Annotated in this window: 16 protein-coding genes; 6 read left to right on the top strand and 10 right to left on the bottom strand. The window is 69.0% G+C overall.

Features of this window, described 5'->3' with window-relative positions:
* Positions 1 to 37: 37 nt before the first annotated feature.
* The 3 genes from B6R96_RS08635 (at position 38) to B6R96_RS08645 (ending at position 4,528) form a co-directional block, all read left to right on the top strand.
* Positions 38 to 1,264 (top strand): thiolase family protein, encoded by a 1,227-nt coding sequence (locus B6R96_RS08635; protein ID WP_053177207.1) that lies wholly within the window; start codon positions 38 to 40, stop codon positions 1,262 to 1,264.
* The gene (locus B6R96_RS08640) at positions 1,261 to 3,399 is read left to right on the top strand and encodes a 3-hydroxyacyl-CoA dehydrogenase NAD-binding domain-containing protein (RefSeq protein ID WP_081522160.1); all 2,139 of its coding nucleotides are present in this window, start codon (positions 1,261 to 1,263) and stop codon (positions 3,397 to 3,399) included. Before B6R96_RS08635 ends, B6R96_RS08640 begins: the two co-directional genes overlap by 4 nt.
* Positions 3,400 to 3,490: 91 nt before the next feature.
* Complete coding sequence (locus B6R96_RS08645; protein WP_051779213.1) at positions 3,491 to 4,528, top strand: LCP family protein; 1,038 nt, start codon at positions 3,491 to 3,493, stop codon at positions 4,526 to 4,528.
* Between the two features lie 97 nt (positions 4,529 to 4,625).
* Here B6R96_RS08645 and B6R96_RS08650 read toward each other — a convergent pair whose 3' ends face one another.
* The 6 genes from B6R96_RS08650 to B6R96_RS08675 all read right to left on the bottom strand — a co-directional run bounded on the left by B6R96_RS08650 (position 4,626) and on the right by B6R96_RS08675 (position 13,138).
* Positions 4,626 to 6,125 (bottom strand): amino acid permease, encoded by a 1,500-nt coding sequence (locus tag B6R96_RS08650; RefSeq protein ID WP_053703522.1) that lies wholly within the window; start codon positions 6,123 to 6,125, stop codon positions 4,626 to 4,628.
* A gap of 124 nt (positions 6,126 to 6,249) precedes the next feature.
* Entirely contained in the window at positions 6,250 to 8,166 is a 1,917-nt protein-coding gene (gene dxs, locus B6R96_RS08655; protein WP_030386089.1) for a 1-deoxy-D-xylulose-5-phosphate synthase, read from the bottom strand.
* A 263-nt stretch (positions 8,167 to 8,429) separates the two neighbouring features.
* On the bottom strand, positions 8,430 to 9,716 hold the full coding sequence (locus tag B6R96_RS08660; RefSeq protein WP_037860072.1) for a sugar ABC transporter permease: 1,287 nt from the start codon (positions 9,714 to 9,716) through the stop codon (positions 8,430 to 8,432).
* A 26-nt stretch (positions 9,717 to 9,742) separates the two neighbouring features.
* Positions 9,743 to 10,531, bottom strand: coding sequence for an ATP-binding cassette domain-containing protein (locus B6R96_RS08665; RefSeq protein ID WP_030386091.1), 789 nt, complete (start codon positions 10,529 to 10,531; stop codon positions 9,743 to 9,745).
* A 162-nt stretch (positions 10,532 to 10,693) separates the two neighbouring features.
* Positions 10,694 to 11,806, bottom strand: a complete 1,113-nt coding sequence (locus B6R96_RS08670; protein ID WP_030386092.1) for a substrate-binding domain-containing protein — start codon at positions 11,804 to 11,806, stop codon at positions 10,694 to 10,696.
* A gap of 117 nt (positions 11,807 to 11,923) precedes the next feature.
* Positions 11,924 to 13,138, bottom strand: coding sequence for an ROK family transcriptional regulator (locus B6R96_RS08675; RefSeq protein WP_030008678.1), 1,215 nt, complete (start codon positions 13,136 to 13,138; stop codon positions 11,924 to 11,926).
* A gap of 594 nt (positions 13,139 to 13,732) precedes the next feature.
* Here B6R96_RS08675 and mgtA point away from each other — a divergent pair.
* The 3 genes from mgtA (at position 13,733) to B6R96_RS08690 (ending at position 18,188) form a co-directional block, all read left to right on the top strand.
* Positions 13,733 to 16,453: a magnesium-translocating P-type ATPase gene (gene mgtA / locus B6R96_RS08680; protein ID WP_107475485.1), complete on the top strand. Its 2,721-nt coding sequence runs from the start codon at positions 13,733 to 13,735 to the stop codon at positions 16,451 to 16,453.
* 27 nt (positions 16,454 to 16,480) lie between these two features.
* Positions 16,481 to 17,212, top strand: coding sequence for an MgtC/SapB family protein (locus B6R96_RS08685; RefSeq protein WP_162498485.1), 732 nt, complete (start codon positions 16,481 to 16,483; stop codon positions 17,210 to 17,212).
* Positions 17,213 to 17,306: 94 nt separating this feature from the next.
* Positions 17,307 to 18,188 carry a hypothetical protein gene (locus B6R96_RS08690; RefSeq protein ID WP_081522161.1) on the top strand — a complete coding sequence of 294 codons (882 nt, stop codon included), beginning with the start codon at positions 17,307 to 17,309 and terminating at the stop codon, positions 18,186 to 18,188.
* Between the two features lie 17 nt (positions 18,189 to 18,205).
* Here B6R96_RS08690 and B6R96_RS08695 read toward each other — a convergent pair whose 3' ends face one another.
* The 4 genes from B6R96_RS08695 to acnA all read right to left on the bottom strand — a co-directional run bounded on the left by B6R96_RS08695 (position 18,206) and on the right by acnA (position 24,575).
* Complete coding sequence (locus B6R96_RS08695) at positions 18,206 to 19,132, bottom strand: carbohydrate ABC transporter permease (RefSeq protein ID WP_030386096.1); 927 nt, start codon at positions 19,130 to 19,132, stop codon at positions 18,206 to 18,208.
* A gap of 13 nt (positions 19,133 to 19,145) precedes the next feature.
* Entirely contained in the window at positions 19,146 to 20,090 is a 945-nt protein-coding gene (locus B6R96_RS08700) for a carbohydrate ABC transporter permease (RefSeq protein WP_081522162.1), read from the bottom strand.
* Between the two features lie 50 nt (positions 20,091 to 20,140).
* Positions 20,141 to 21,565 carry an N-acetylglucosamine/diacetylchitobiose ABC transporter substrate-binding protein gene (gene ngcE / locus B6R96_RS08705; protein ID WP_037860052.1) on the bottom strand — a complete coding sequence of 475 codons (1,425 nt, stop codon included), beginning with the start codon at positions 21,563 to 21,565 and terminating at the stop codon, positions 20,141 to 20,143.
* A 295-nt stretch (positions 21,566 to 21,860) separates the two neighbouring features.
* Complete coding sequence (acnA, locus tag B6R96_RS08710; RefSeq protein ID WP_053703524.1) at positions 21,861 to 24,575, bottom strand: aconitate hydratase AcnA; 2,715 nt, start codon at positions 24,573 to 24,575, stop codon at positions 21,861 to 21,863.
* Positions 24,576 to 24,711 lie beyond the last annotated feature (136 nt).

The following is a 24,711-nucleotide window of genomic DNA, read 5'->3' on the forward strand; positions in this document are numbered from 1 at the left end:
CGCAGCAGTGCACACCCGCACCTGGAGGAGAGCCAACGTGCCTCGTACCGTCAGGGACGTCGTCTTCGTCGACGGCGTCCGCACCCCGTTCGGCAAGGCGGGCCCGAAGGGCATCTACCACGAGACCCGCGCCGACGACCTCGTCGTGAAGGCGATCCGGGAGCTGCTGCGCCGCAACCCGGACCTGGACCCCAAGAAGATCGACGAGGTCGCCATCGCCGCGACCACGCAGATCGGTGACCAGGGCCTGACGCTGGGCCGTACCGCCGGCATTCTCGCGGGCCTCCCGCAGTCCGTCCCGGGCTACTCCATCGACCGCATGTGCGCCGGCGCGCTGACCGCCGTGACCGCCGTCGCGGGCGGTGTGGCCTTCGGTGCGTACGACGTCGCCCTCGCCGGCGGTGTCGAGCACATGGGCCGTCACCCCATGGGCGAGGGCGTGGACCCGAACCCGCGCTTCGTCTCCGAGAAGCTGGTCGACGAGTCCGCCCTGTTCATGGGCATGACCGCCGAGAACCTGCACGACCGGTACCCGACGATCACCAAGCTCCGCGCCGACGAGTACGCCGTGCGCTCGCAGGAGAAGGCCGCCAAGGCGTACGCCGACGGCAAGATCCAGCAGGACCTGGTCCCGATCTCGGTGCGCAACACCAACGCGGAGGTCGGCGAGACGGGCTGGGGCCTGGTCACCACCGACGAGCCGATGCGCCCGGGCACCACGCTGGAGAACCTCTCCGGCCTGAAGACCCCGTTCCGTACGCACGGCCGGGTCACCGCGGGCAACGCCGCCGGTCTCAACGACGGTGCCACCGCCGCGATCATCGCGTCCGAGGACTTCGCCCGGGAGAACAACCTCCCGGTCAAGATGCGCCTGGTCTCGTACTCCTTCGCGGGTGTCGAGCCCGAGGTCATGGGCTACGGCCCGATCCCGGCCACCGAGAAGGCCCTGGCCCAGGCCGGCCTGACGATCGACGACATCGGTCTCTTCGAGGTCAACGAGGCCTTCGCGGTCCAGGTCCTCGCTTTCCTGGAGCACTACGGCATCGCCGACGACGACGCCCGCGTGAACCAGTACGGCGGCGCCATCGCCTTCGGCCACCCGCTCGCCTCCTCGGGCGTGCGCCTGATGACGCAGCTGGCCCGTCAGTTCGAGGAGCAGCCGCACGTCCGCTACGGCCTGACCACCATGTGCGTCGGCTTCGGCATGGGCGCCACGGTCATCTGGGAGAACCCGAACTTCAACGCCGAGGGAGACTCCAAGTGAGCACCACCGCTGAGCTCCTGAAGGGCGCGGCCGAGCTGTTCCCGGACGAGGTCGTCACGTCCGCGCACGTACGCCACCTGGACCTGCCGTTCGGCGCCGGGCGCTTCGCGCTCATCACGCTGGACAACGGCTTCGACCACACCAAGCCGACCACCTTCGGTCCGCAGTCGCTCGCCAACCTGAACGCGGCGATCGACCAGGTCGAGCAGGAGGCCATCGCCGGCTCCATCGTCGGCGCGGGCATCACCGGCAAGCCGTTCATCTTCGCGGTCGGCGCCGACCTCAAGGGTGTCGAGCTGCTGAAGAAGCACGACGAGGCGCTCGCCATCGGCAAGGGCGGCCACGACGTCTTCAAGCGCCTCTCCGCGCTGGCCGTCCCGACCTTCGCGTACTACAACGGCGCGGCCATGGGCGGCGGCGTCGAGGTCGGTCTGCACTGCACCTACCGCACCGTCTCGAAGGCCATCCCGGCCTTCTCGCTGCCCGAGGTCTTCCTCGGCCTGGTTCCCGGCTGGGGCGGCTGCGCCATCCTGCCGAACCTGATCGGCGCCGAGCGCGCGGTCTCGGTCATCATCGAGAACTCGCTCAACCAGAACAAGCAGCTGCGCGGCAAGCAGGTCTTCGACCTGGGCATCGCCGACGCGCTGTTCGAGGGCGCGGACTTCCTGGAGCAGTCGCTCCTGTGGACCGCGAACGTCCTCAACGGCACCACCGAGGTCGTCCGCGACGAGATCGACCGCGGCGAGGCCTGGGACGCGGCCGTCGCCAAGGGCCGCTTCATCGCGGACTCCAAGGTGCACGGCGCCGCTCCCGCCGCCTACCGCGCGCTGGACATCATCGCCGCGGCCAAGTCGGGCGACCTCCAGGCCGGCTTCGACGCCGAGGACGCGGCCCTGGCCGACCTCATCATGGGCGGCGAGCTGCGCTCGGGCATCTACGCCTTCAACCTGGTCCAGAAGCGCGCCAAGCGCCCGGCCGGTGCCCCGGACAAGTCCCTGGCCCGTCCGGTCACCAAGGTCGGCGTCGTCGGCGCGGGCCTGATGGCCTCGCAGCTGGCGCTGCTCTTCCTGCGCCGCCTGGAGGTGCCGGTGGTCCTCACCGACATCGACCAGGAGCGCGTGGACAAGGGTGTCGGCTACGTCCACGCCGAGATCCAGAAGTTGCTCGGCAAGGGCCGCATCAACCAGGACAAGGCCAACCGCCTGACCGCCCTGGTGACCGGCGTCCTGGACAAGGCCGAGGGCTTCGCGGACGCGGACTTCATCATCGAGGCCGTGTTCGAGGAGATGTCCGTCAAGCAGAAGGTGTTCGCGGAGGTCGAGGCGGTCGCCCCGGCGCACGCGATCCTCGCCACCAACACCTCCTCGCTGTCGGTGTCGGAGATGGCTTCCAAGCTCCAGCACCCGGAGCGCGTGGTCGGCTTCCACTTCTTCAACCCGGTCGCGATCCTCCCGCTGCTGGAGATCGTCCGCGGTGAGCAGACCGACGACGCCTCGCTGGCCACGGCCTTCGGTGTCGCCAGGAAGCTGAAGAAGACCGCGGTCCTCACCAAGGACGCCCCGGCGTTCGTCGTGAACCGCATCCTGACCCGCTTCATGGGCGAGATCCAGAACGTCATCGACGAGGGCACCCCGGTCGTCACGGCGGAGAAGGCCATCGAGCCGCTCGGCCTGCCGATGTCCCCGCTGGTGCTCCTGGAGCTCGTGGGACCTGCGATCGGCCTGCACGTCTCCGAGACCCTGAACCGCGCCTTCCCGGAGCGCTTCACCGTCTCGCCGAACCTGGCCGCCGTGGTCAAGGCCGGCAAGCGCGGCTTCTACGTCTACTCCGCCGAGAACGGCTTCAAGCCGGAGCTGGACCCCGAGGTCGCCGCCCTCCTGGTGCAGGGCGATGTCGTCCTGACGGAGGAGCAGGTCCGCGACCGCGTCCTGGACGCGGTGGCGCAGGAGATCGGCCTGATGCTGGAGGAGGGTGTCGTGGCCGAGGCCCAGGACATCGACCTCTGCCTCATCACGGGCGCCGGCTGGCCCTTCCACCTGGGTGGCGTGACGCCGTACCTGGACCGTGAAGGCGTCTCGGAGCGCGTCAACGGCAAGAAGTTCCTCGCCCCCGGTCTCGCGAGCGTGCCGGTCTAGTACCGGTCGCAGACAGCCGTACAGCGGCTCGGCCCGCTCCCTCCGGGGGGCGGGCCGCAGCCGTTCGAATACCTGTCTAAGATTCACCCCCATGACGGAAAAGCACGCGCGGCCCAGGCCCCGCCGCCGCATTCTGCGGATCACTTTGCTGCTGGTCGCCGTGCTGATCCTGGGCACCGCCGGGGCCGGCTGGTGGACCTACAGCCACCTCAACTCCAACATCGACAGCGTCGACCTGGACCGGGCGATCGGTGACAACCGGCCCGCGAAGGTCGTCGCGAACGCGCAGAACATCCTGGTGCTCGGTTCCGACTCGCGCGCCGGGGCCAACGCCGATCTCGACCACGGCGACGTCAGCGGCGCCCGCTCGGACACCGCGATGCTGGTGCACATACCCGAGGGCCGGGCCAAGGCGACCGCGGTGAGCATCCCCCGCGACACGCTGGTCACCCGGCCCGAGTGCAAGGACGGGAAGGGCAAGACCCTGCCGTCCGCCAAGCGGGTCATGTTCAACTCCGTCTACTCGCTCGCCGGCCCGGCCTGTGTGGTCAACACGGTGGAGCAGCTGTCCGGGGTCCGCGTGGACCACTTCGTCGAGGTGGACTTCGCCGGCTTCAAGGGACTGGTCGACGCCCTGGGCGGGGTCACCGTCACCCTGGACAAGCCGATGAGCGGCGCCAAGGGCGGCCTGAAGCTGGACGCGGGCACGCACCGGCTGAACGGCACCGACTCGCTCAAGTTCGTCCGTACCCGCTACGGCTACGGGGACGGCAGCGACCTCGGGCGCATCGGCCTCCAGCAGCAGTTCATGATGGCGATGCTGTCCGAGATCAAGAAGCAGGACGCCCTCGGCAATCCGGCGCGGCTGTACAAGCTCGCGGACGCCGGGACCAAGTCGCTGACCACCGACTCCGATCTCGCCTCGCTCACCGCGCTGTCCGACTTCGCGCAGAGCATGAAGGGCGTCGACCCGGACACCATGGAGACGATCATGCTCCCGGTCGCCTACGACAAGGTGGACCCCAACCGGGTGGTCGTGGCCGAGCCGCAGGCGACCCAGCTGTGGGAGGCCCTGCGCAACGACCAGAAGGTGCCGGCCTCGGCGAAGAACTCCCCCGCCAAGGGCTGAGCCCGCGCGGCCGTGCCGCACGCTCCACGCAGCGGGCCCGTACGGGAGGTGTCTCCCGTACGGGCCCGCTGCGTCGTGTGCGGCCGGTGAGCGGCGCTCAGAACTTCGCGTCCTGGCCGACCTTGTGCAGACGGCTGTTGCGGTAGCCGTAGAGGAAGTAGACGATGATGCCGATGGCCATCCAGATGCCGAAGCGCAGCCAGGTCTCGGCCGGCAGGTTGAGCATCAGCCAGAACGAGGCCGCGATGGACACGATCGGGACGAACGGCACCCACGGGGTCCGGAAGGACCGGTGCAGGTCGGGGCGGCTCTTGCGGAGGATGATCACGCCGAGGGCGACCACCACGAAGGCGAACAGGGTTCCGATGTTCACCAGTTCCGCCAGGGTCTCCAGGCTGGTGAAGCCCGCGACGATCGCGATGATCCCGCCGAGCAGCAGGGTCGCCCGGTAGGGGGTGCGGTACTTCGGGTGCGTCACGGAGAAGACCCGCGGCAGCAGTCCGTCACGGCTCATCGCGAAGAACACGCGGGTCTGGCCGAGCAGCAGGATCATGCACACGGTGATCAGGCCGACGGCCGCGCCGAGGCTGATGGCGCCCGAGAAGAACGGCTGGTTCACCGATTTGAAGGCTTCGGCGAGTGGCGCGGTCGGCGACATCTCCGAGTACTTCTGCATGCCCGTGACCACCAGGGTCACCGCGACGTAGAGCACCGTGCAGACCAGCAGCGAGCCGAGGATGCCGCGCGGCATGTCCCGCTGGGGGTTCTTGGTCTCCTCGGCCGCCGTCGCCACCACGTCGAAGCCGATGAAGGCGAAGAAGATGAGCGAGGCCGCCGTGAAGATGCCCATGACGCCGAAGTTCGTGGGCTCGTACCCGAAGAGCAGCTGGACGAGGGGAGAGTGCCAGCCGCTGACGCCCTCGGCCTGCGGTTGGGCCGGCGGGATGAACGGCGAGTAGTTGTCGGCCTTGATGAAGAACAGGCCCGCGACGATGACCAGCAGCACGACCGTGACCTTGATGGCGACGACGACCGCGGTGATGCGGGCCGAGAGCTTCGTCCCGACGACCAGGATCCACGTCAGCACCAGGACCAGCAGGAACGCCAGCAGGTCGAAGTGGCCGCCGGCATCGGGGCCGGACAGGGAGGTCGGCAGGGTCCAGCCGAGGTTGGTGTCCATGAGGTGGCGCACGTACCCGGACCAGCCGACCGCGACCACCGCCGTGCCGAGCGCGAACTCCAGCACCAGGTCCCAGCCGATGATCCAGGCGGGCAGCTCACCGATCGAGGCGTACGAGAACGTGTACGCCGACCCGGCCACCGGGACGGTGGACGCGAACTCGGCGTAGCAGAGCGCCGCGAGGGCGCAGACGATGCCCGCGGCCACGAAGGCCAGGGCGGTGGCGGGACCGGCGTTGTTGCGGGCGGCGATGCCCGTGAGGACGAAGATGCCGGTGCCGATGATGACGCCCACCCCGAAGACCGTGAGGTCCCAGGCGGAGAGCGACTTGCGGAGGGCGTGTTCCGGCTCCTCCGTGTCGCGGATGGACTGCTCCACCGTCTTGGTACGGAATGGGCTGTTCAGATCCTTGCTCACCGACGCCTCCGAGAGGTGACGACGCACGAACGGGCCGGGAGGCCCACTCCTCAAGAGTGATCTCCCGGCCCGTGACGTGCAACCGCGCGTCGATCTACGAACGGCGCGAGCGGCGGTTTCCGGACTAGTCGACGGCTGCGGCCGGCTCGCTGTCGTAGCGGCCGTCCAGCTTCGCGACGAGACCGGTGACCTGCCGGGCGATGTCCGGCGCGGTCAGGCCGATCTCGGCCATGATCTCCTTGCGGAGGGCGTGGTCGAGGAAGCGCTGCGGAATGCCGAAGTCGCGCAGCGGTACGTCGACGCCCGCGTCCCGCAGGGCCTGCGAGACGGCGGCGCCCACACCGCCGGTGCGGCCGTTGTCCTCGACGGTGACGACCACGCGGTGCCGGTCCGCGAGCGGGGCCAGGGCCTCGTCCACGGGCTTGACCCAGCGGGGGTCGACCACGGTCGTGGAGATGCCCTGCTTGTCCAGCAGATCGGCGATTTCCAGGCACATCGGGGCGAGTGCGCCGACCGAGACGAGCAGTACGTCCGGACGGGTGACCTCGGCGCCCGGGGCGCGCAGGACGTCCATGCCGCCGATCCGGCCGACGGCCGGGACGGCCGGGCCGACGACGCCCTTGGAGTAGCGCACGACGGTCGGGGCGTCCTTGACCTCGACGGCCTCGCGGAGCTGGGCGCGCAGCTGCTCGGCGTCGCGCGGGGCGGCGAGCCGCAGGCCGGGCACGACCTGGAGGATCGACATGTCCCACATGCCGTTGTGGGAGGCGCCGTCGTCACCGGTGACACCGGCGCGGTCCAGGACGAAGGTGACCCCGCACTTGTGCAGGGCCACGTCCATCAGGACCTGGTCGAAGGCGCGGTTGAGGAACGTGGCGTACACCGCGAAGACCGGGTGGACCCCGCCGGTGGCGAGGCCCGCCGCCGAGGTGGCGCCGTGCTGCTCGGCGATGCCCACGTCGTAGATCCGGTTCGGGAAGGCCTCGGCGAACTTGTTGAGGCCGACCGGGTGGAGCATGGCGGCGGTGATGCCGACGATGTCCTCGCGCTCGTGGCCGAGCTTGACCATCTCGTCGGCGAAGACGGAGGTCCAGCTGGCCGCGGCGGTCTTCACCGGCAGGCCGGTGTCCGGGTGGATCACGCCGACCGCGTGGAAACGATCCGCCTCGTGCTCCAGGGCCGGGGTGTAGCCGCGGCCCTTCTGGGTGAGGCAGTGCACGATGACCGGGCCGCTGAAGCGCTTGGCGCGCTGCAGGGCCGACTCCAGGGCCTCGATGTCGTGGCCGTCGATGGGCCCGATGTACTTGAGCCCGAGGTCCTCGAACATGCCCTGCGGGGCGATGAAGTCCTTGAGGCCCTTCTTGGCGCCGTGCAGGGTCTCGAAGAGCGGCTTCCCGACGACCGGGGTGCGCTCCAGGATCTCCTTGCCGCGGGCCAGGAAGCGCTCGTAGCCGTCCGTGGTGCGCAGGGTGGCCAGGTGGTTGGCGAGGCCGCCGATGGTGGGGCCGTAGGAGCGCTCGTTGTCGTTGACCACGATGACGAGGGGGCGGTCCTTGGCGGCGGCGATGTTGTTCAGCGCCTCCCAGGCCATGCCACCGGTCAGCGCGCCGTCGCCGATGACGGCGGCGACGTGGTGGTCCTCGCGGCCCAGCACCTCATTGGCCTTGGCCAGGCCGTCGGCCCAGCCGAGCACGGTGGAGGCGTGCGAGTTCTCGATCACGTCGTGGTCGGACTCGGCGCGCGAGGGGTAGCCGGACAGGCCCCCCTTGGAGCGCAGGTTGCCGAAGTCCTGGCGGCCCGTGAGCAGCTTGTGGACGTAGGCCTGGTGGCCGGTGTCGAAGAGGACCTTGTCCTTGGGCGATTCGAAGACCCGGTGCAGGGCGATCGTCAGTTCGACCACGCCGAGGTTGGGGCCGAGGTGCCCGCCGGTCTTGGAGACGGCGTCGACGAGGAAGGACCTGATCTCTGCGGCGAGCTGGTCGAGCTCCTCCTGGCTGAGCCGGTCCAGATCGCGCGGTCCCTTGATGCGGGTCAGCAGCACCCGTGCCTCCTTGCAGTTGCTTGCTGGTCTGTCGAGTCTAATGTTCCGCTCCCGGGCTCGGTCATCGGGCCGTCCCGGGGGAGTCACACCTTTGTCATACATGTACGCACGAATGCTCGGCCACACATCACATACGGGCGTATACCCGCACATGAGTACCCCGTACGTGCAAGCACGGATGCCCGGCGCCACGAGAAGTGGCGCCGGGCACTGTGACCGGTCTTACCGCCGGATGCCGCTCCGGCGGGCGATCGGACGCGCTGTCAGGCGCGTCCGGCCGTCTTCTGGGTCTTGCGGGAGACCGAGTCGATCACCACGGTGGTCAGCAGCACCGCACCGGTGATCATGTACTGGATCGGCGTCGCGATGCCTTCCAGGGCCAGACCGTACTGGATCGAGACGATGACCATGACACCGAGGAGGGCGTTCCAGGTCCGGCCCCGGCCGCCGAAGAGGCTGGTGCCGCCGATGACGGCCGCCGCGATCACGTTCATCAGCAGGTCGCCGGCGCCGGCGCTCTGGTTGGCCGCCGCGATCTTGGAGGCCCAGAACAGGCCGCCGATGGCGGCGAAGGTGCTGGAGATCGCGAAGACCGTGATCCGGATCCGGGTGACGTTGATGCCCGCACGACGGGAGGCCTCGACGCTGCCACCGAGTGCGAAAACGTTTCGCCCGAAGGTCGTGCGGCGCAGCAGGAAGTCCGTGACGACCAGGGCCAGCAGGAAGAGCACCACCGCGAGCGGCAGGCCCTTGTACTGGTTGAACAGCACGGCGGGACCGAAGGTGCACAGCGCGAGCAGGCCGGTGCGCAGCAGGATCTCGACGAGCGGCCGCGAGGGCATCCCGGCGGCCTCGCGGCGCCTCGCGTCGAGGAAGGCCGCGAGGAAGTAGCCGGCCACCGCGAGTGCGGCCAGGCCGTAGGCGACGGCCACGTCCGAGAAGAAGTACGTGGTCAGCTGGCCGACCACGCCGTCGGAGTCGATGTTGATCGTGCCGTTGCTGCCGAGGATCTGCAGCATCGCGCCCAGCCAGAAGAGCAGGCCCGACAGGGTGACCGCGAAGGCCGGGGCGCCGATCTTGGCGAAGAAGAAGCCGTGGATGGAGCCGATCACGGCGCCTCCGACGATGGCCGCCAGGATCGCCAGCCATTCGTTCATGCCGTGGGTGACGGCGAGGACGGCGACGATCGCTCCCGAGACACCGCTGACCGAGCCGACCGAGAGGTCGATCTCGCCGAGCAGCAGCACGAAGATGATGCCGATGGCGATCATGCCGGTGCCGGTCATCGTGATCGCGATGTTGGTGAGGTTCTCCGGGGAGAGGAAGTTCGAGTTCAGCCCCTGGAAGATGGACCAGATCACGATCAGGCCGATGACGACCGGGAGGGAGCCCAGGTCGCCCGCCTTCATCTTGCGCTTGAACTCGCCCACGTACCCGGCGAGGCCCTCCTCGCGGACGAGCAGGCGGGGGTCCACGGCCGGGATCGCGTCGTGCGCGGCCGCGGGGTTGACCGGGTCGATGTGCTCCTGCGCGACGGGGCCCTTGTCCAGGGGACCGGTGGCAGGGTTCTGGGTGCTCACTTGCCGGCCTCCGAGGTGCGGGCCGCCCGGCGGGTCACGGCGTTGTCCGTGGCACCGGTGATGGCGGAGATGATCTCTTCCTGCGAGGTGTCGGCGACGTTGAAGACACCGTTGTTGCGGCCGAGCCGCAGGACCGCCACCTTGTCGGCGACGGCCTTCACATCGGCCATGTTGTGGCTGATGAGGATGACCGCGTGGCCGCGCTCGCGCAGCCGCTCCACCAGGTCGAGGACCTGGGCGGTCTGCTCGACGCCGAGGGCGGCGGTGGGCTCGTCGAGGATGACGAGCTTGGGCTCGCCCAGCATGGAGCGGGCGATCGCCACGGTCTGGCGCTGACCGCCGGAGAGCGAGGCGATGGGGATCCGGACACTGGGGATCCGGATGGACAGGGTGGTCAGGAGCTCGCGGGCGCGCCGCTCCATCTCCACCTCGTCGAGGATGCCGAAGCTCTTGAGCTCCCGGCCGAGGAAGAGGTTGCCGACGACGTCGATGTTGTCGCACAGCGCCAGGTCCTGGTAGACCGTCGCGATGCCCAGGTTCTGGGCGTCGTGGGGCTTGCCGATGGAGACCGGCCGCCCCTCCCACTCGATGACACCTTCATCGATGGGGTGCACGCCGGCGATCGTCTTGACCAGCGTGGACTTTCCGGCACCGTTGTCGCCGACGAGGGCGACCACTTCACCGGAGTGGATCTCGAGTTCTACGTCGGTGAGGGCCTGAACGGCGCCGAACCGCTTCGAGACCCCTCGCAACGCCAGCACGGGCGCAGCGGACACATGAACCATCTCCTTCGCCGCCTGACCGGCGGGGATGTCGTGCAAAAGAGCAGGAGCAGGGCGTATGGGGGAGGAACGTTTCTGCCCGGCGCCCCGCCCGGTGGCGGGGATGAGTGGGAGGGGCGCCGGTCAGGCACGGGGGGCCGTCTCGCGGGGAGACGGCGGGGGCCGCTACTTCAGGCCGGCGGCGGCGCAGGCCGCCGCGTACTTGTCGCTGCAGATCTCGTCGAGCGAGTAGACGCCGTCCTTGACGACGGTGTCCTTGATGTTGGCCTTGGTGAGCGAGACGACCGGGATCAGCACGGACGCGACACCCTTGGTGGTCGGGCTGTCGACCGTGGAGGTGGTGACTCCGTCGAGCTTCTCGCCCTTGGCGAGGGCGACGGCCATCTTCGCCGCGGCCTCGGCCTCGGGGGCGTACGGCTTGTAGACGCTCATGAACTGCTCGCCCGCGACGATGCGCTGCACACCGGCGAGTTCGGCGTCCTGGCCGGTGACCGGGGGCAGCGGGGAGACGCCGGCCGCCTTGAGGGCGGTGATGATGCCGCCGGCCATGCCGTCGTTGGCGGAGTAGACGCCGATGACCTTGTCCTTGCCGAGCGCCGAGAGGGCGGCCGCCATGTTGGTGTTGGCGTTCTCCGGCTTCCACTCGACGGTGTCGTACTCCTTGCCGACGTTCACCTTGCCGTCGAGGACGGAGTGCGCACCGGACTTGAAGAGCTTGGCGTTCGGGTCGGTGACCGAGCCGTTCATCATGACGATCTGGCCGTCCTTGGCCTTGTCGCCCAGCGCCTCCAGCAGCGCCTTGCCCTGGACCTTGCCGACCTCTTCGTTGTCGAAGGAGGTGTAGGCGTCGATCGGGCCCTCGGCCAGGCGGTCGTAGGCGACGACCGGGATGCCGGCCTCCTTCGCCTTCTTGACCGAGCCGGCGATGGCCTTGGAGTCCACCGCGTCGACGATGAGGACGTCCACCTTGTTGGTGATCATCGTGTCGACCTGGGAGTTCTGGGTGGTCGCGTCCTGCTTGGCGTTGGCGTAGACGACCTCGCCCTTGCCGCCGGTGAGCTCGGCGACCTTCTTCTCGATGAGCGGCTTGTCGAACTTCTCGTAACGCGCGGTCTGGTTCTCCGGCAGGAGCAGGCCGACCTTGATCGCGTCGCCCTTGGCGGCGCCGGACTCCTTGGTCTTGTCGCCGGCCTCCTTGGCACTGCCACAAGCGGCGAGGGAAACGGCCATGGCGCCGGCGGCAACGGCTACGGCGGCTCTGCGCATACGCGTGTTCATTACTTGAACCTCCCTGACGAGGCCGCAACGCCGCGGCCGAGGTGGATGTGAGTCAACCCCGGCCGCGTTTTGCCGTCAAGGAGTGAATTCTTAACGAGATGACAACGGTGCCATTCGTTATCTACCTGAAGACAAGACCGCTGGAGCGCGCACTCCACTTCCATGATCTGACAAAAGTGTCGAATCGCCCATCTCGCTGAGTACGAGCGCCAGCGCGCCCAGCACCTCGGCGCGCCCGCCCAGGTTCCCCGTCAGCACCGACAACTGCCGGGCCGCACTGGGGATCGCGTACCTCCCCACCGATTCACGGATGGGAGCGAGCACCAGTTCACCGGCCTCCGCCAGCGAGCCGCCCAGGACCACCCGGCTCGGGTTCAGGAGGTTGCAGAGACTGGCCACGCCACTGCCGATGTGCCGGCCCACGTCCGTGATCACGCGGCGGCAGCCCGGGTCCCCCTCGCGGGCCAGCTCGACCACCCGCTCCATCGTCAACTCCGGCCCGTGCGTGCCCTGGAGCAGCGGCAGGACGTACCGGGCGGCTGCGAAGGTCTCCAGGCAGCCGCGGTTGCCGCAGCGGCAGACCGGGCCCGACTCGTCCAGGGTGATGTGCCCGATCTCGCCCGCCGTGCCGCCGGGTCCGCGGTAGATCTGGCCGTTGATCACGAGGCCGGCGCCGACGCCGCTGGCCACCTTGATGTAGGCCAGGTCCTTCACTCCGCGCCCGCTCCCCCAAACGAGTTCCCCGAGGGCGCCGAGGTTCGCGTCGTTGTCCACGTAGACGGGCACGCCGAGGCGCTGCGAGAGCTCCTGGCGGGGGTTGATGCCCGCCCAGCCCGGCAGGATCGCGGTCGAGCCCAGGGTCCCGGACTCCACGTCGATCGGGCCGGGCACGCCGAGCCCGACGCCGATGACCTTCTCAAGCCCCACCCCGATGTCCGCGATCAGGCGGCCGACCAGGGCTTCCGCCCGGTCGAAGCCGTCCGCCCAGGAGGCGTCGACGTCCAGCGGCTCGGACTCCTCGGCCAGCACCTGGTGGGCGAGGTTCCCCACCGCCACCCGCAGGTGGGTGTGGCCGAAGTCGACGCCGATGACGATCCCCGCGTCACCGCTGAGCGAGACGCTGCGGGCCCGGCGGCCGCCGGCCGAGGTGTCCGTGACCTCGACGGTCCCGCCGTCCTTCAGCTCCCGGACGATGTTGGAGACCGTGGCCGCCGACAGTCCGGTGGCACGGGCGATCTCCGCCTGGGTCAGCGATCCCGCGAGCCGCACCGCCCGCACGACCCGTTCGAGATTCGCGCGATGCAGCGACGACTGCGATCCGGGAGTCTGCACGACTCATCCACTCCTGCCCATTAGCGACGGCGAGCCGTCGCCCCCCGGCCGGGACACATCACGCCTTCACGCTCCGAGACCCCGACATCTCTCCAACTTGTGAACCTTAAGTCGAGCCTTTGCGCATCCAGACGTCAAGAGGCTGACGCGGCACGAATCGGCCGCTAGTGACCTAAAGGGGGAGAGAAGCGGCCCCTTGGATCGTGCTACGGTCGCTGGGACGCCGATCATCTGTGGCCTTTCCGGCCGGATCGGGCGTTTCGTAATGACCGCGCTACGCAAGGAGGTGTTCGGGATGAGTCCCGATCGAAGTCCTTGCAGCGCTCTCGTCGGCTGACCTTGTGACCGGCTGACCTTTCCCTGCGTACGCACGGCCGCGGCGACCCGCTGTCCCGTGCGCGCTCGCGTTGCTGCGCGTTCCTTTCTTCCACACTCCCTTCCTTCCGCATGCCCTGCCAACTCCGCCGGGCGTGCGTCATCCATGCCCATCGGCGTGCCCGCGGCCCATCGGGGCCCCTCCGCGCCGAACTGTGATCACTCCACGTGACCGCTCGGCCTCGCGCTGCCCGGACACCGTGGAGGGAGGTATTCGTCATGACCATGCTCACCCCCCGTACCCCGGCCAAGCTCGCGCCGCCGGGCCGGTCCCGCCGCGAGCGCAGGGCCGCCGAGCTGGCGGCCCGTACCCGGCTCGTCGGCGAGCGCCTCACCGGGATCAGCGCCCGCTCGGGCGTCCAGGTCCTCCAGGAGGTGGACACCTCGCCCGCCGGCCTCACCCACGCCGAGGCCGCCCTGCGCCTGGAGCGCCACGGCGCCAACGTCGTCGCCCACGAGCGCGCCCCCCACTGGTACCTCCAGCTGGCCAAGGCCTTCCGGAACCCCTTCATCGCCGTCCTGGTCCTCCTCGCGGCGGTCATGTACTGGCAGGACCCCGCGGACCCGGGCGTCGTCATCCTCTCCGTGATGGTGGGGATCAGCGGGCTGCTGCGGTTCTGGCAGGAATTCCGCTCGGGCCGCGCCGCCGACGCGCTGAAGAAGCTCGTCTCCACCACCTGCGCGGTGCAGCGCCGGGCCGGCAGCGGCTCCGCGCCCACCACGTTCGAGGTGCCCATGGACCAGGTGGTCCCGGGCGACGTGGTCAAGCTGGCGGCCGGCGACCTGATCCCGGCCGACCTGCGCCTGATCACCGCCAAGGACCTCAATGTCGGCCAGGCCGCACTCTCCGGCGAGTCCCTGCCGGTGGCCAAGGCGGACACCCGGTTGCAGGACCTCGGCAGCCCCGACACCTCCGACCCGGTGGAGGCCGACAACCTGGTCCTGATGGGGACCTCGGTCACCTCCGGCACCGCCACCGGCGTGGTCGTCGCCACCGGCGCCGACACCTACTTCGGCTCGATGGCCGGCTCGCTGGTCGGCGAGCGCCCGCAGACCAACTTCGACACCGGGGTGCGCAAGGTCAGCTTCCTGCTGATCCGCTTCATGCTGGTGATGGTCCCGGTCGTCTTCATGATCAACGGCTTCACCAAGGGCGACTGGGACGAGGCCTTCCTCTTCGGCATCGCCGTCGCCGTCGGGCTGACCCCCGAGATGCTGCCGATGGTCGTCTCCGCCAACCTGGCGCGCGGGGCGGTGGCCATGTCCCGGCGCAAGGTGGTCGTCAAGCGGCTGAACGCGATCCAGAACCTGGGCGCGATGGACGTGCTCTGCACGGACAAGACCGGCACGCTCACCGAGGACCGGATCGTCCTGGACCGCTACCTGGACGTGCACGGCGACGAGGACGGCGAGGTACTGGAGTACGGCTACCTCAACGCGCACTTCCAGACCGGCCTGAAGAACCTGATGGACCAGGCCGTCATCGACCGCGTGGACGAGGCCGAGGAGGTTGTCGTCGACGCACGGTTCTCGATGGTCGACGAGATCCCCTTCGACTTCGCCCGGCGCAGGATGTCCGTGGTCCTGGGGCGCAGTTCCCTCGTGGGCGACTTCGGGAACTCCGAGCACGTCATGATCACCAAGGGTGCCGTGGAGGAGGTCCTGGCCCTGTGCACCCACCTGAGGGACCGCGGTGAGAGGGTCGAGCTGACCGAGCAGCTGCGGTGGCACGTCACCCGGATCGCCGAGGACCACAACCGGCAGGGCCTGCGGGTCCTCGCCGTCGCCACCCGCACGATGGACACCCGGCGCGAGACCTACACGGTCGCCGACGAGGACGAGCTGACCCTGGTCGGCTTCCTGGCCTTCCTCGACCCGCCGAAGGCCGATGCCGCCCGGGCCCTGACGGGCCTGGCCGACAAGGGGATCACGGTGAAGGTCGTCACCGGCGACAACGAGCTCGTGGCCGCCCGGGTCTGCGCCGACGTCGGCATCGACGTCGGGCAGGTGGTCCTCGGCCCCGCGACCGACGACCTCGACGACGCGCAGCTGCGTGCGCTGGCCGCCCGTACGACGGTCTTCGCCAAGGTCAACCCGGTCCAGAAGGCCCGGATCGTACGGGCCCTCCAGGTCGACGGGCACACCGTCGGGTTCCTCGGCGACGGCATCAACGACGCGGCCGCGCTGCGGGACGCCGACGTCGGCATCTCGGTGGACACCGCCGTGGACATCGCCAAGGAGTCGGCGGACATCATCCTGCTCGAGAAGGACCTGACCGTCCTGGAACAGGGCGTCGTCCAGGGCCGGACCACCTTCGGCAACACGATCAAGTACATCAAGATGACCGCGTCGTCGAACTTCGGCAACGTCTTCTCGGTGCTGGTGGCGAGCGCCTTCATCCCCTTCCAGCCGATGCTCGCGATCATGCTGCTGGTCCAGAACCTGGTCTACGACATCTCGCAGCTGGCGACCCCCTGGGACCGGATGGACGAGGAGTACCTGCGCAGGCCCCGCAACTGGGACGCGAAGGGCATCGGCCGCTTCATGGTCACCATCGGCCCGGTCAGCTCCCTCTTCGACATCTCGATGTTCCTGATCATGTGGCACGTCTTCGGGGCGAACAGCGAGGCGCACCAGGCGCTCTTCCAGTCCGGCTGGTTCGTCGAGGGCCTGCTCTCGCAGACCCTGATCGTCCACATGATCCGTACCCGGAAGATCCCCTTCATCCAGTCCCGCGCCTCCTGGCCGGTGATGGTGATGACCGCGCTCGCGGTGCTGACGGGGCTCTGGCTGCCCTTCTCGCCGCTGGCGCCCTCGCTGGGCTTCGTGGCCCTGCCGGCGGGCTACTTCCCGTGGCTGATCGGCGTACTGCTCGCCTACTGCACGCTCACCCAGCTCGTGAAGACCTGGTACATCCGCCGGTTCCGCACCTGGCTGTAGGAGCCCCGGCGACGGAAGGAGAGGCCGATGCTGCTCACCGAATGGCAGATGGCCGCGCACCTGGCCGCCGCGCTCGGACTCGGGGCGGTCATCGGCCTGGAGCGGCAGTGGCGGGCCCGCCTCGCGGGGCTGCGGACGAACGCCCTGGTGGCGGGCGGGGCCGCGCTGTTCGTGCTGCTCTCGCAGTACGGGTTCCTCGGCGCGGCCTCGGAGGTGGGCTACGACGGCTCGCGGGTCGCCGCCCAGATCGTCTCCGGGATCGGCTTCCTCGGCGCCGGAGTGATCATGCGGGACGGCCTGAGCGTGCGGGGCCTGAACACGGCCGCGACCCTGTGGTGTTCGGCGGCCGTGGGCTGCCTGGCCGGCGTGGGCCTGTTCGTACTGGCCCTGTGCGGCACGGCGGGCGTGGTGGGGGCCAACATCCTGCTGCGCCCGCTGGGCCGGCGCCTGGACCGCGAGCCGCGCGGCGGGGCCGAGGTGGCCACCGACTACCACTTCGAGGCGGTGTGCCTGGAGGCGGAGGAGGCCCACATCCGCCACCGGCTGGTGGACGCCCTGGGCCGGCCGGGCTACCAGCTGCGCTCGATCCGCAGCCAGGACGGCCCGGCGCCCGGCCGGGTGACGGTGTCCGCGCTGCTGACCGCCGAGGGCGAGGCGGGCCGGGCGCTGGAGGAGGCGGTCAGCAACCTCTCGCTGGATCCCTCGGTCTCGGCGGTCAGCTGGTCGGTCGTGCCCGGACGAGGTGGGCCCGAAGAATGAATTGAACACGTTCAGCCCGGCTGGCAGGATGGATCCAGGACGCCGCCGGCCGGGCCGGCGCGTTCGTCCGTCGTGCCGCGAGGGGGGATTGAGCGTGCATCAGAAACGGTCGTACGGCCGGATCCTGCTGGTCTCGACGCTGGTGGGAAACCTGGAGGTCGCCCTCGCCGTCGTGGTGGCCCTGCTCTACGTGCGGACGCAGCCGCCGCCGGACGAACCCCCCGACTACGCCGCCATCACCGCGGCCCTGTTCTCCGCCTGGCCCCTCGTCGCCATCATCGCGTTCCTGCTGACGGCGGTCCTCGTTCTGCCGTCGGTCGCGCTGGCCGACCTGCCGGGCCGCCTGCTCGGCGGGCGCGAGTCCCGGTGGTGGTGGATGGTCCCGCTGACGGTGGCGGCCCTGCTGGCGCCCCCGGTCCTGGGCATCGCGGCGTACAACGACGCGCAGACGCGGCCCACGCTGCTCTTCTGGGCCGGTGCCACGGCTTCGCTCTCGGTGTGCGCGCTGATCGCCCGGCCGCGGCAACCGGGGCTGCCGGGACGGGTGGCGCTGTGGGGCACGGCGGTGGTGGCGGGCACGGGCCTGCTCGGCGCGCTCGGACTCGCCATCGGCCTGCTGCCCGCGTACGAGCCGCCGGCGATCGGGCCGCAGACCATGCCCGGCACCTGGATCGACCACACGCGCGGAACGCTGGTCTTCACCCCGGACGGCCGGGTCACGGCCTCCCGGGTCGCCGTGCACCGCCCCGGCGAGCACCCCGACGACCCGTCACTGCGCTGCTCGGGCACCGGCACCTGGTCGTACGAGCCCGGCCGGGACGTGTGGAGCCAGCAGGTCGTGCTCTCCGTCCCGGGGTGCTCCTGGTCCGCGTGGGGCGTCGACGGGACCGGCCGGGAGCCCCGGATCCACCAGGAGGTCGGTGGTCCGGGTTCCGGGGTGCTGTACCGGCTGAGAAAGACCTCCGGCGCCCACTGACGCCCCGGGCCGCAGCGCTACTTCAGCGTCGCCGAGGTGAGGCCCGCCTGGATCTGGCGCTGGAAGGAGAGGTAGACCACCAGCATGGGGATCATCGCGATGGTGACACCGGCGAAGAGGACCGGCAGGTCGGTCTCGTAGCCCTGTTGCTGCTGGAGCTGGATCAGTCCCTGGGTGAGCAGATAGCGCTCGGGGTCCGAACCGGTCTGGGGCTGCATCAGCACGGAGGGCAGGATGTACTGGTTCCACTGGCCCAGGATGTTGAATATCCCGACGCTGATCAGGCCGGGCTTGGCCATCGGCACCATCACCTGGAAGAAGATCCGGGTGTCCGAGGCCCCGTCGATCACCGCCGCCTCGTGCACCGCCGTCGGCAGCGTCCGGAAGAAGGAGTGCATGAAGAAGACGGTGAACGGCATCGAATAGGCGACGTACACGAGGATCAGGCCCTGGTACGTGTTCAGCATGTCGAAGCGCTTGACCATGAAGAAGAGCGGGACGAGCGCCAGGAAGACGGGGAACATCGCCCCGCTGACGAAGAAGTAGTAGACGAACCGGTTCCCCGGGAAGGGGTAGCGGGCCAGTACGTACGCCGCCATGGACCCGAGCAGCATCGTCAGCGGGACCGAGAACACCATCACGATGAGCGTGTTGGCGAAGTAGTCGCCGATGCCCTTGTCCCAGGCCCGGCCGAAGGCGTCGAGGTTCCAGTTGGAGGGCCAGCTCAGGGCCGAGCCGCCGATCTGCGCGTCGGTCTTGAAGGAGCCGAGCGCCAGCCAGATCAGGGGCAGGACGATCAGTATGGCCCAGACGGCGAGGAAGCCGTGGGAGAAGACGTTGAGGACCGTGCCCTCGGAGCCCTTCGCGCCCCGCTCCCCGCTCGGGCCGGCTCCCCCGGACCGCTCCGCCGACTTTTCGCCCGGAGCCTTGATCACTGTGGTCATGAGGGTCTCCCGCTCAGAACTCGATGCGCTCGCGGCGGGTGGCGCGCAGCGTGATGACGGAAAGGATCATGGTGAGGACGAGCATGACCACGCCCATGGCGCAGGCGTAGCCGCTCTTGCCGAAGTAGAGGAAGTTCCTCATCAGCACCGTCGCCATGACCTCGCTGTGGTGGTCGGGTCCGCCGCCGAACTGGCCCGAGGTCATGGTCGACACCAGGACGAACATGTCCATCGCGGCGATGCCCAGGTAGACCGCCGAGGTCTGCACGGAGTCCCACAGCAGGGGCAGGGTGACCTTGAAGAAGGTCTGGGCGCGCCCGGCCCCGTCGAGCAGGGCGGCCTCGTAGATGTCCTTGGGGACGGACTGCATGGCGGCCGAGAACAGCACGAGGTAGAAGCCGACGCCGTGCCAGACGACCACGAGGAGCAGGCACCAGAGCACGAGCCGCGGCTCGTTCAGCCATTCGACCGGGTGCAGCCGGTCGACCAGGCCGAGGCGGATGAGGACGCCGTTGAGCAGGCCGCCCTCGTCGGTGCGGTACACGGCGCCGAAGAGCACCGCGAGGATGGCGAGGGAGAGGACCTGCGGGAAGAAGTAGACGATCTTGTAGAAGCCCGATCCCCGCACGCCCTGCACCCCGCCGGCCCCGCCCCGGCCGCCCGCGTTCACCATGAAGGCGAAGAAGAGGGCGAGCAGGATGGTGACCACCGGGACGAACACCAGGAGCAGCAGGTTGTTCCACAGGGCGCCGCGGAAGACCTCGTCCTTCATCAGGGCCGCGTAGTTGTCCACCCCGACGAAATCGAAGGTCGGCGACTGGCCCGTCCAGTTGGTGAAGGAGTAGCCGAACGTCTGTACGTACGGCCAGATGACGAAGGTCAGGTACAGCGCGAGGGGTGCGAGGAGGAAGCCGGCGATGAAGCCGCCCCGTCCCCTGCCCTGGGCTACTTGGCTCATGGTGTCCGTCCCTGGAGTGCCCGGTGACCGGTGCCCGGTGGTGCGCGTGGTCAGCTGCGACGGTTGTTCTTGGCGTTCGGGTCCTGCGCCGCCTTGTTTACCGCAGCCTGGGCCCGCTTGATCCACTCCTTCGGCTGAATCCGCTTGGCCATCAGCTCATTGGACGCGTCCTGGATCGCCGTGTCCATTTCGCTGTACCAGTCGGTGTAAAGGTAGTTGAAGGTGTTCGAACCCGCCGCCTTGAGGGCCGTCACCGCCGACTGGGTGCCGGGCCGCAGTTTCACGCCCGGGTCCACGCCGTCCTTGACCACGGTGAGCGAGTTCGCCTGCTGGGCGAACATGGTCGACCATTCGCGGGACAGCATCGAACGGATGAACTCCAGGCCGCCCGCCTTGTTGGCCGCCTTCTCCGGAACGATGAAGGGCTCGCCGGCCCCGGCCCGGATGGCCTCGAAGGGCAGCTTGCTGTCGGCCAGCAGCGGGACCGGCAGGAACTGCATGTCGAAGTCGTCCGGCGTCTGCTTGAGCTGCTCGTTCTCCAGCCAGGAGCCGGAGGGGATGAAGGCCGCCTTGTACTGGTTCCAGGCGGTCTGGGACTCCGTGTGGGTCAGGCCGTTGGTGCCCGGGAGCAGCAGGTCCTTCTCGACGACCTCGTAGACCGCCTCGACGGCGGCGAGGGCCGCGGCATTGCCCTCGAAGGCGTTCGGCTCCAGGTTGTCGATCGCCTTCATGGCGTCCAGGCCGCCCTTCTTGGCGATCAGGTCCATGATGACGACGTTGATGTAGTACGGGAACTTGCCCTGGTGGGCGAGGCCGCCGATGCCGGCCTCCTTGGCCTTCGCGCAGACGGCGAGGAACTCGTCCCAGGTCTTGGGCGCCGTCCAGCCCTTCTCCTTGAAGAGCTTGCCGGAGTACCAGAAGCCGAAGACGGTGTAGACGTAGTTGAGCGAGACGAACTTGCCGCCCTGCGTGCCCTGTTCGACGGTGCCCGCGATCAGCAGGTCGCGGACCTTCTTGCTCGGGTCGTCGAGCGACGGTGCGTCGAGCACCGGGGTGAGGTCGGCGAGCTGGTTGCTCTTGAAGAGCACGTCCAGCTTGATCTTCTGGGCGCCGGAGTTGTCGACGACGTCCGGCGGGTTTCCGCCGTTGAAGCGCGTCTGGAGCTTTCCGGTGATCTCCTGGGTGCCCAGGTGGGAGCTGGTGGTGCCCCACTTCTTGTCGAAGGCGGCCTCCCAGGCCTTCGCGTAGTCGTCGCCGAACCCGCCCTTGAAGACGACGACGTCCAGCTTGCCGCCCTTGGCGACGCCGAAGGGGTTCTCCTTGGTCACCGCGCCCTTGTCCGGCCCCTTGGTCGTGCCCTCACCGCCGGAGGCGCAGGCGGACAGGAAGCTCATCGTGGGCACCGAGATCAGTCCCAGCGCCGCGGAGCGCTTGATCAGGTCACGGCGGCCGAGGCCCTCACCAGTGGATCCCATGCTCATGTCCTCGCCTTCGTCAGAAGTGTGAAGGAGGCCGGAAATCACGACGGCACCGCGCGTGCGGACATCACCGCAGGTCCCCGCCATCCCCCGGTCCGGTGCCGCCCAGTACCGCGGCGATCCGGACGGGCACAGGTATAGTCCACTTCCGCTCGTGTGAGCAAGATCATGCACACGGTTGCCTGTCAGCTTTTCCGAGTTGAGACCTCCCCGAAACCTGGCCCCGGCCGGAAAAGGCGGAAGGGCCGTACCCCCTTAACGGGGATACGGCCCTTTGGTGCCGCTACGGTCCTCAGCCTCGGATGAGGTTCCGGAGGACGTACTGCATGATGCCGCCGTTGCGGTAGTAGTCCGCCTCACCCGGCGTGTCGATGCGGACGACCGCGTCGAACTCCACACCGGTGTCGGTGGTGACCTTGACCGTGCGCGGGGTGGTGCCGTTGTTCAGCTCCTCCACACCGGTGAAGGCGAAGGTCTCCTCGCCGGTGAGGCCCAGGGAGGCGGCGGTGGCGCCCTCCGGGAACTGCAGGGGCAGGACGCCCATGCCGATCAGGTTGGAGCGGTGGATGCGCTCGTAGGACTCGGCGATGACGGCCTTGACGCCGAGCAGCGCGGTGCCCTTGGCGGCCCAGTCGCGGGAGGAGCCGGAGCCGTACTCCTTGCCCGCCAGGATGACCAGCGGGATGCCGGCGGCCTGGTAGTTCTGCGAGGCGTCGTAGATGAACGCGACCGGCGCGCCGTCCACGGTGAAGTCGCGGGTGAAGCCGCCCTCGGTGCCCGGCGCGATCTGGTTGCGCAGGCGGATGTTGGCGAAGGTACCGCGGATCATGACCTCGTGGTTGCCGCGGCGGGAACCGTACGAGTTGAAGTCGCGGCGCTCGACGCCGTGCTCGGTGAGGTACTTGCCGGCCGGGGTGTCGGCCTTGATCGCACCGGCCGGGGAGATGTGGTCGGTGGTGACCGAGTCGCCCAGCTTCGCCAGCACGCGGGCGCCGGCGATGTCGGAGACCGGGGTGGTCTCCATCGTCATGCCCTCGAAGTAAGGGGGCTTGCGGACGTAGGTGGACTGCGGGTCCCACTCGAAGGTGTTGCCGGTGGGGATGGACAGCGCCTGCCACTGGGCGTCGCCCGCGAAGACGTCCTGGTAGGACTTGCTGAACATGTCCTCGCCGATGGCGTTCGCCACGACGTCGTTGACCTCGGCCTCGGAGGGCCAGATGTCCTGGAGGAAGACCGGCTTGCCCTCGGTGTCGGTGCCGATGGCGTCCTTGGTGATGTCCACCTTCATGGAGCCCGCGATGGCGTACGCGACGACCAGCGGCGGGGAGGCCAGGTAGTTCATCTTGACGTCGGGGTTGATCCGGCCCTCGAAGTTGCGGTTGCCGGAGAGCACCGAGGTGACCGCGAGGTCGTGCTCGTTGATCGCCTTCGAGATCTCCTCGTCCAGCGGACCGGAGTTGCCGATGCAGGTGGTGCAGCCGTACCCGACGAGGTTGAAGCCCATCTTGTCGAGGTACGGGGTCAGGCCGGCCTTGTCGAAGTAGTCGGTGACGACCTTCGAGCCCGGGGCCAGGGTGGTCTTGACCCACGGCTTGCGGGTCAGGCCCTTCTCGACGGCCTTCTTGGCCACGAGCGCCGCGGCGACCATGACGTAGGGGTTCGAGGTGTTGGTGCAGGAGGTGATCGCGGCGACGGTGACGGCGCCGTGGTCGATCTCGAAGGAGGAGCCGTCAGCCAGGGTGACCAGGGTCGGACGGGTCGGCACGCCGTTGGTGGCGGCCGGGGCGTCGGAGGCCGGGAAGGACTCCTTGCCCGCCTCGTCGTCGTCCTCGACGTAGTTGCGCACGTCCTGCGCGAACTGCTGCGCGGCGTTGGCGAGGACGATGCGGTCCTGCGGGCGCTTCGGGCCGGCGATGGAGGGGACGACCGTGGAGAGGTCGAGCTCCAGCTTCTCGGAGAAGTCCGGCTCGGCGGCCGGGTCCAGCCACAGGCCCTGCTCCTTGGCGTACGCCTCGACGAGCGCGACCTGCTGGGCGTCGCGGCCGGTCAGGCGCAGGTACTTCAGGGTCTCGTCGTCGATCGGGAAGATCGCGGCGGTGGAGCCGAACTCCGGCGACATGTTGCCGATGGTGGCGCGGTTCGCGAGGGAGGTGGCGGCGACGCCCTCACCGTAGAACTCGACGAACTTGCCGACGACGCCGTGCTTGCGCAGCATCTCGGTGATGGTGAGCACCAGGTCGGTGGCGGTGGTGCCGGTGGGCAGCTCGCCGGTCAGCTTGAAGCCCACGACGCGCGGGATCAGCATGGAGACCGGCTGGCCGAGCATCGCGGCCTCGGCCTCGATGCCGCCGACGCCCCAGCCCAGCACGCCCAGGCCGTTGACCATGGTGGTGTGCGAGTCGGTGCCGACGAGGGTGTCGGGGTACGCCTGGCCACCCCGGACCATGACCGTGCGGGCCAGGTGCTCGATGTTGACCTGGTGGACGATGCCGGTGCCCGGGGGGACGACCTTGAAGTCGTCGAAGGCGGTCTGGCCCCAGCGCAGGAACTGGTAGCGCTCCTTGTTGCGGCCGTACTCCAGCTCGACGTTCTGCGCGAAGGCGTCCTTCGTGCCGAACTTGTCGGCGATCACCGAGTGGTCGATGACCATCTCGGCGGGCGAGAGCGGGTTGATCTTCGCCGGGTCGCCGCCGAGGGCCTTCACGGCCTCACGCATGGTGGCGAGGTCCACGACGCAGGGAACGCCGGTGAAGTCCTGCATGATCACGCGAGCCGGCGTGAACTGGATCTCCTCGCTGGGCTGGGCCTGCGAGTCCCAGTTACCGAGCGACCGGATGTGGTCGGCGGTGATGTTCGCGCCGTCCTCGGTGCGAAGCAGGTTCTCCAGCAGGACCTTCAGGCTGTAGGGAAGGCGGGCGGAGCCCTCGACCTTGTCCAGCTTGAAGATCTCGTACGACTCGTCGCCCACCTGCAGCGTGCTGCGGGCGTCGAAGCTGTTCGCCGACACGACAGTCTCCTTCATGCATGAATTCGCGCGTATTACCGCAATCCTGCCGCCACGCCCCTTGGCCAATCCGCTAAGGTAGGGCTAAGTTAGGTAACCCTTACCAGCGGGGGCGGCTGCGGTACGCCTTCGGCAGATA

The sequence above is a fragment of the Streptomyces sp. Sge12 genome, assembly GCF_002080455.1.
Taxonomy (GTDB): Bacteria; Actinomycetota; Actinomycetes; order Streptomycetales; family Streptomycetaceae; genus Streptomyces.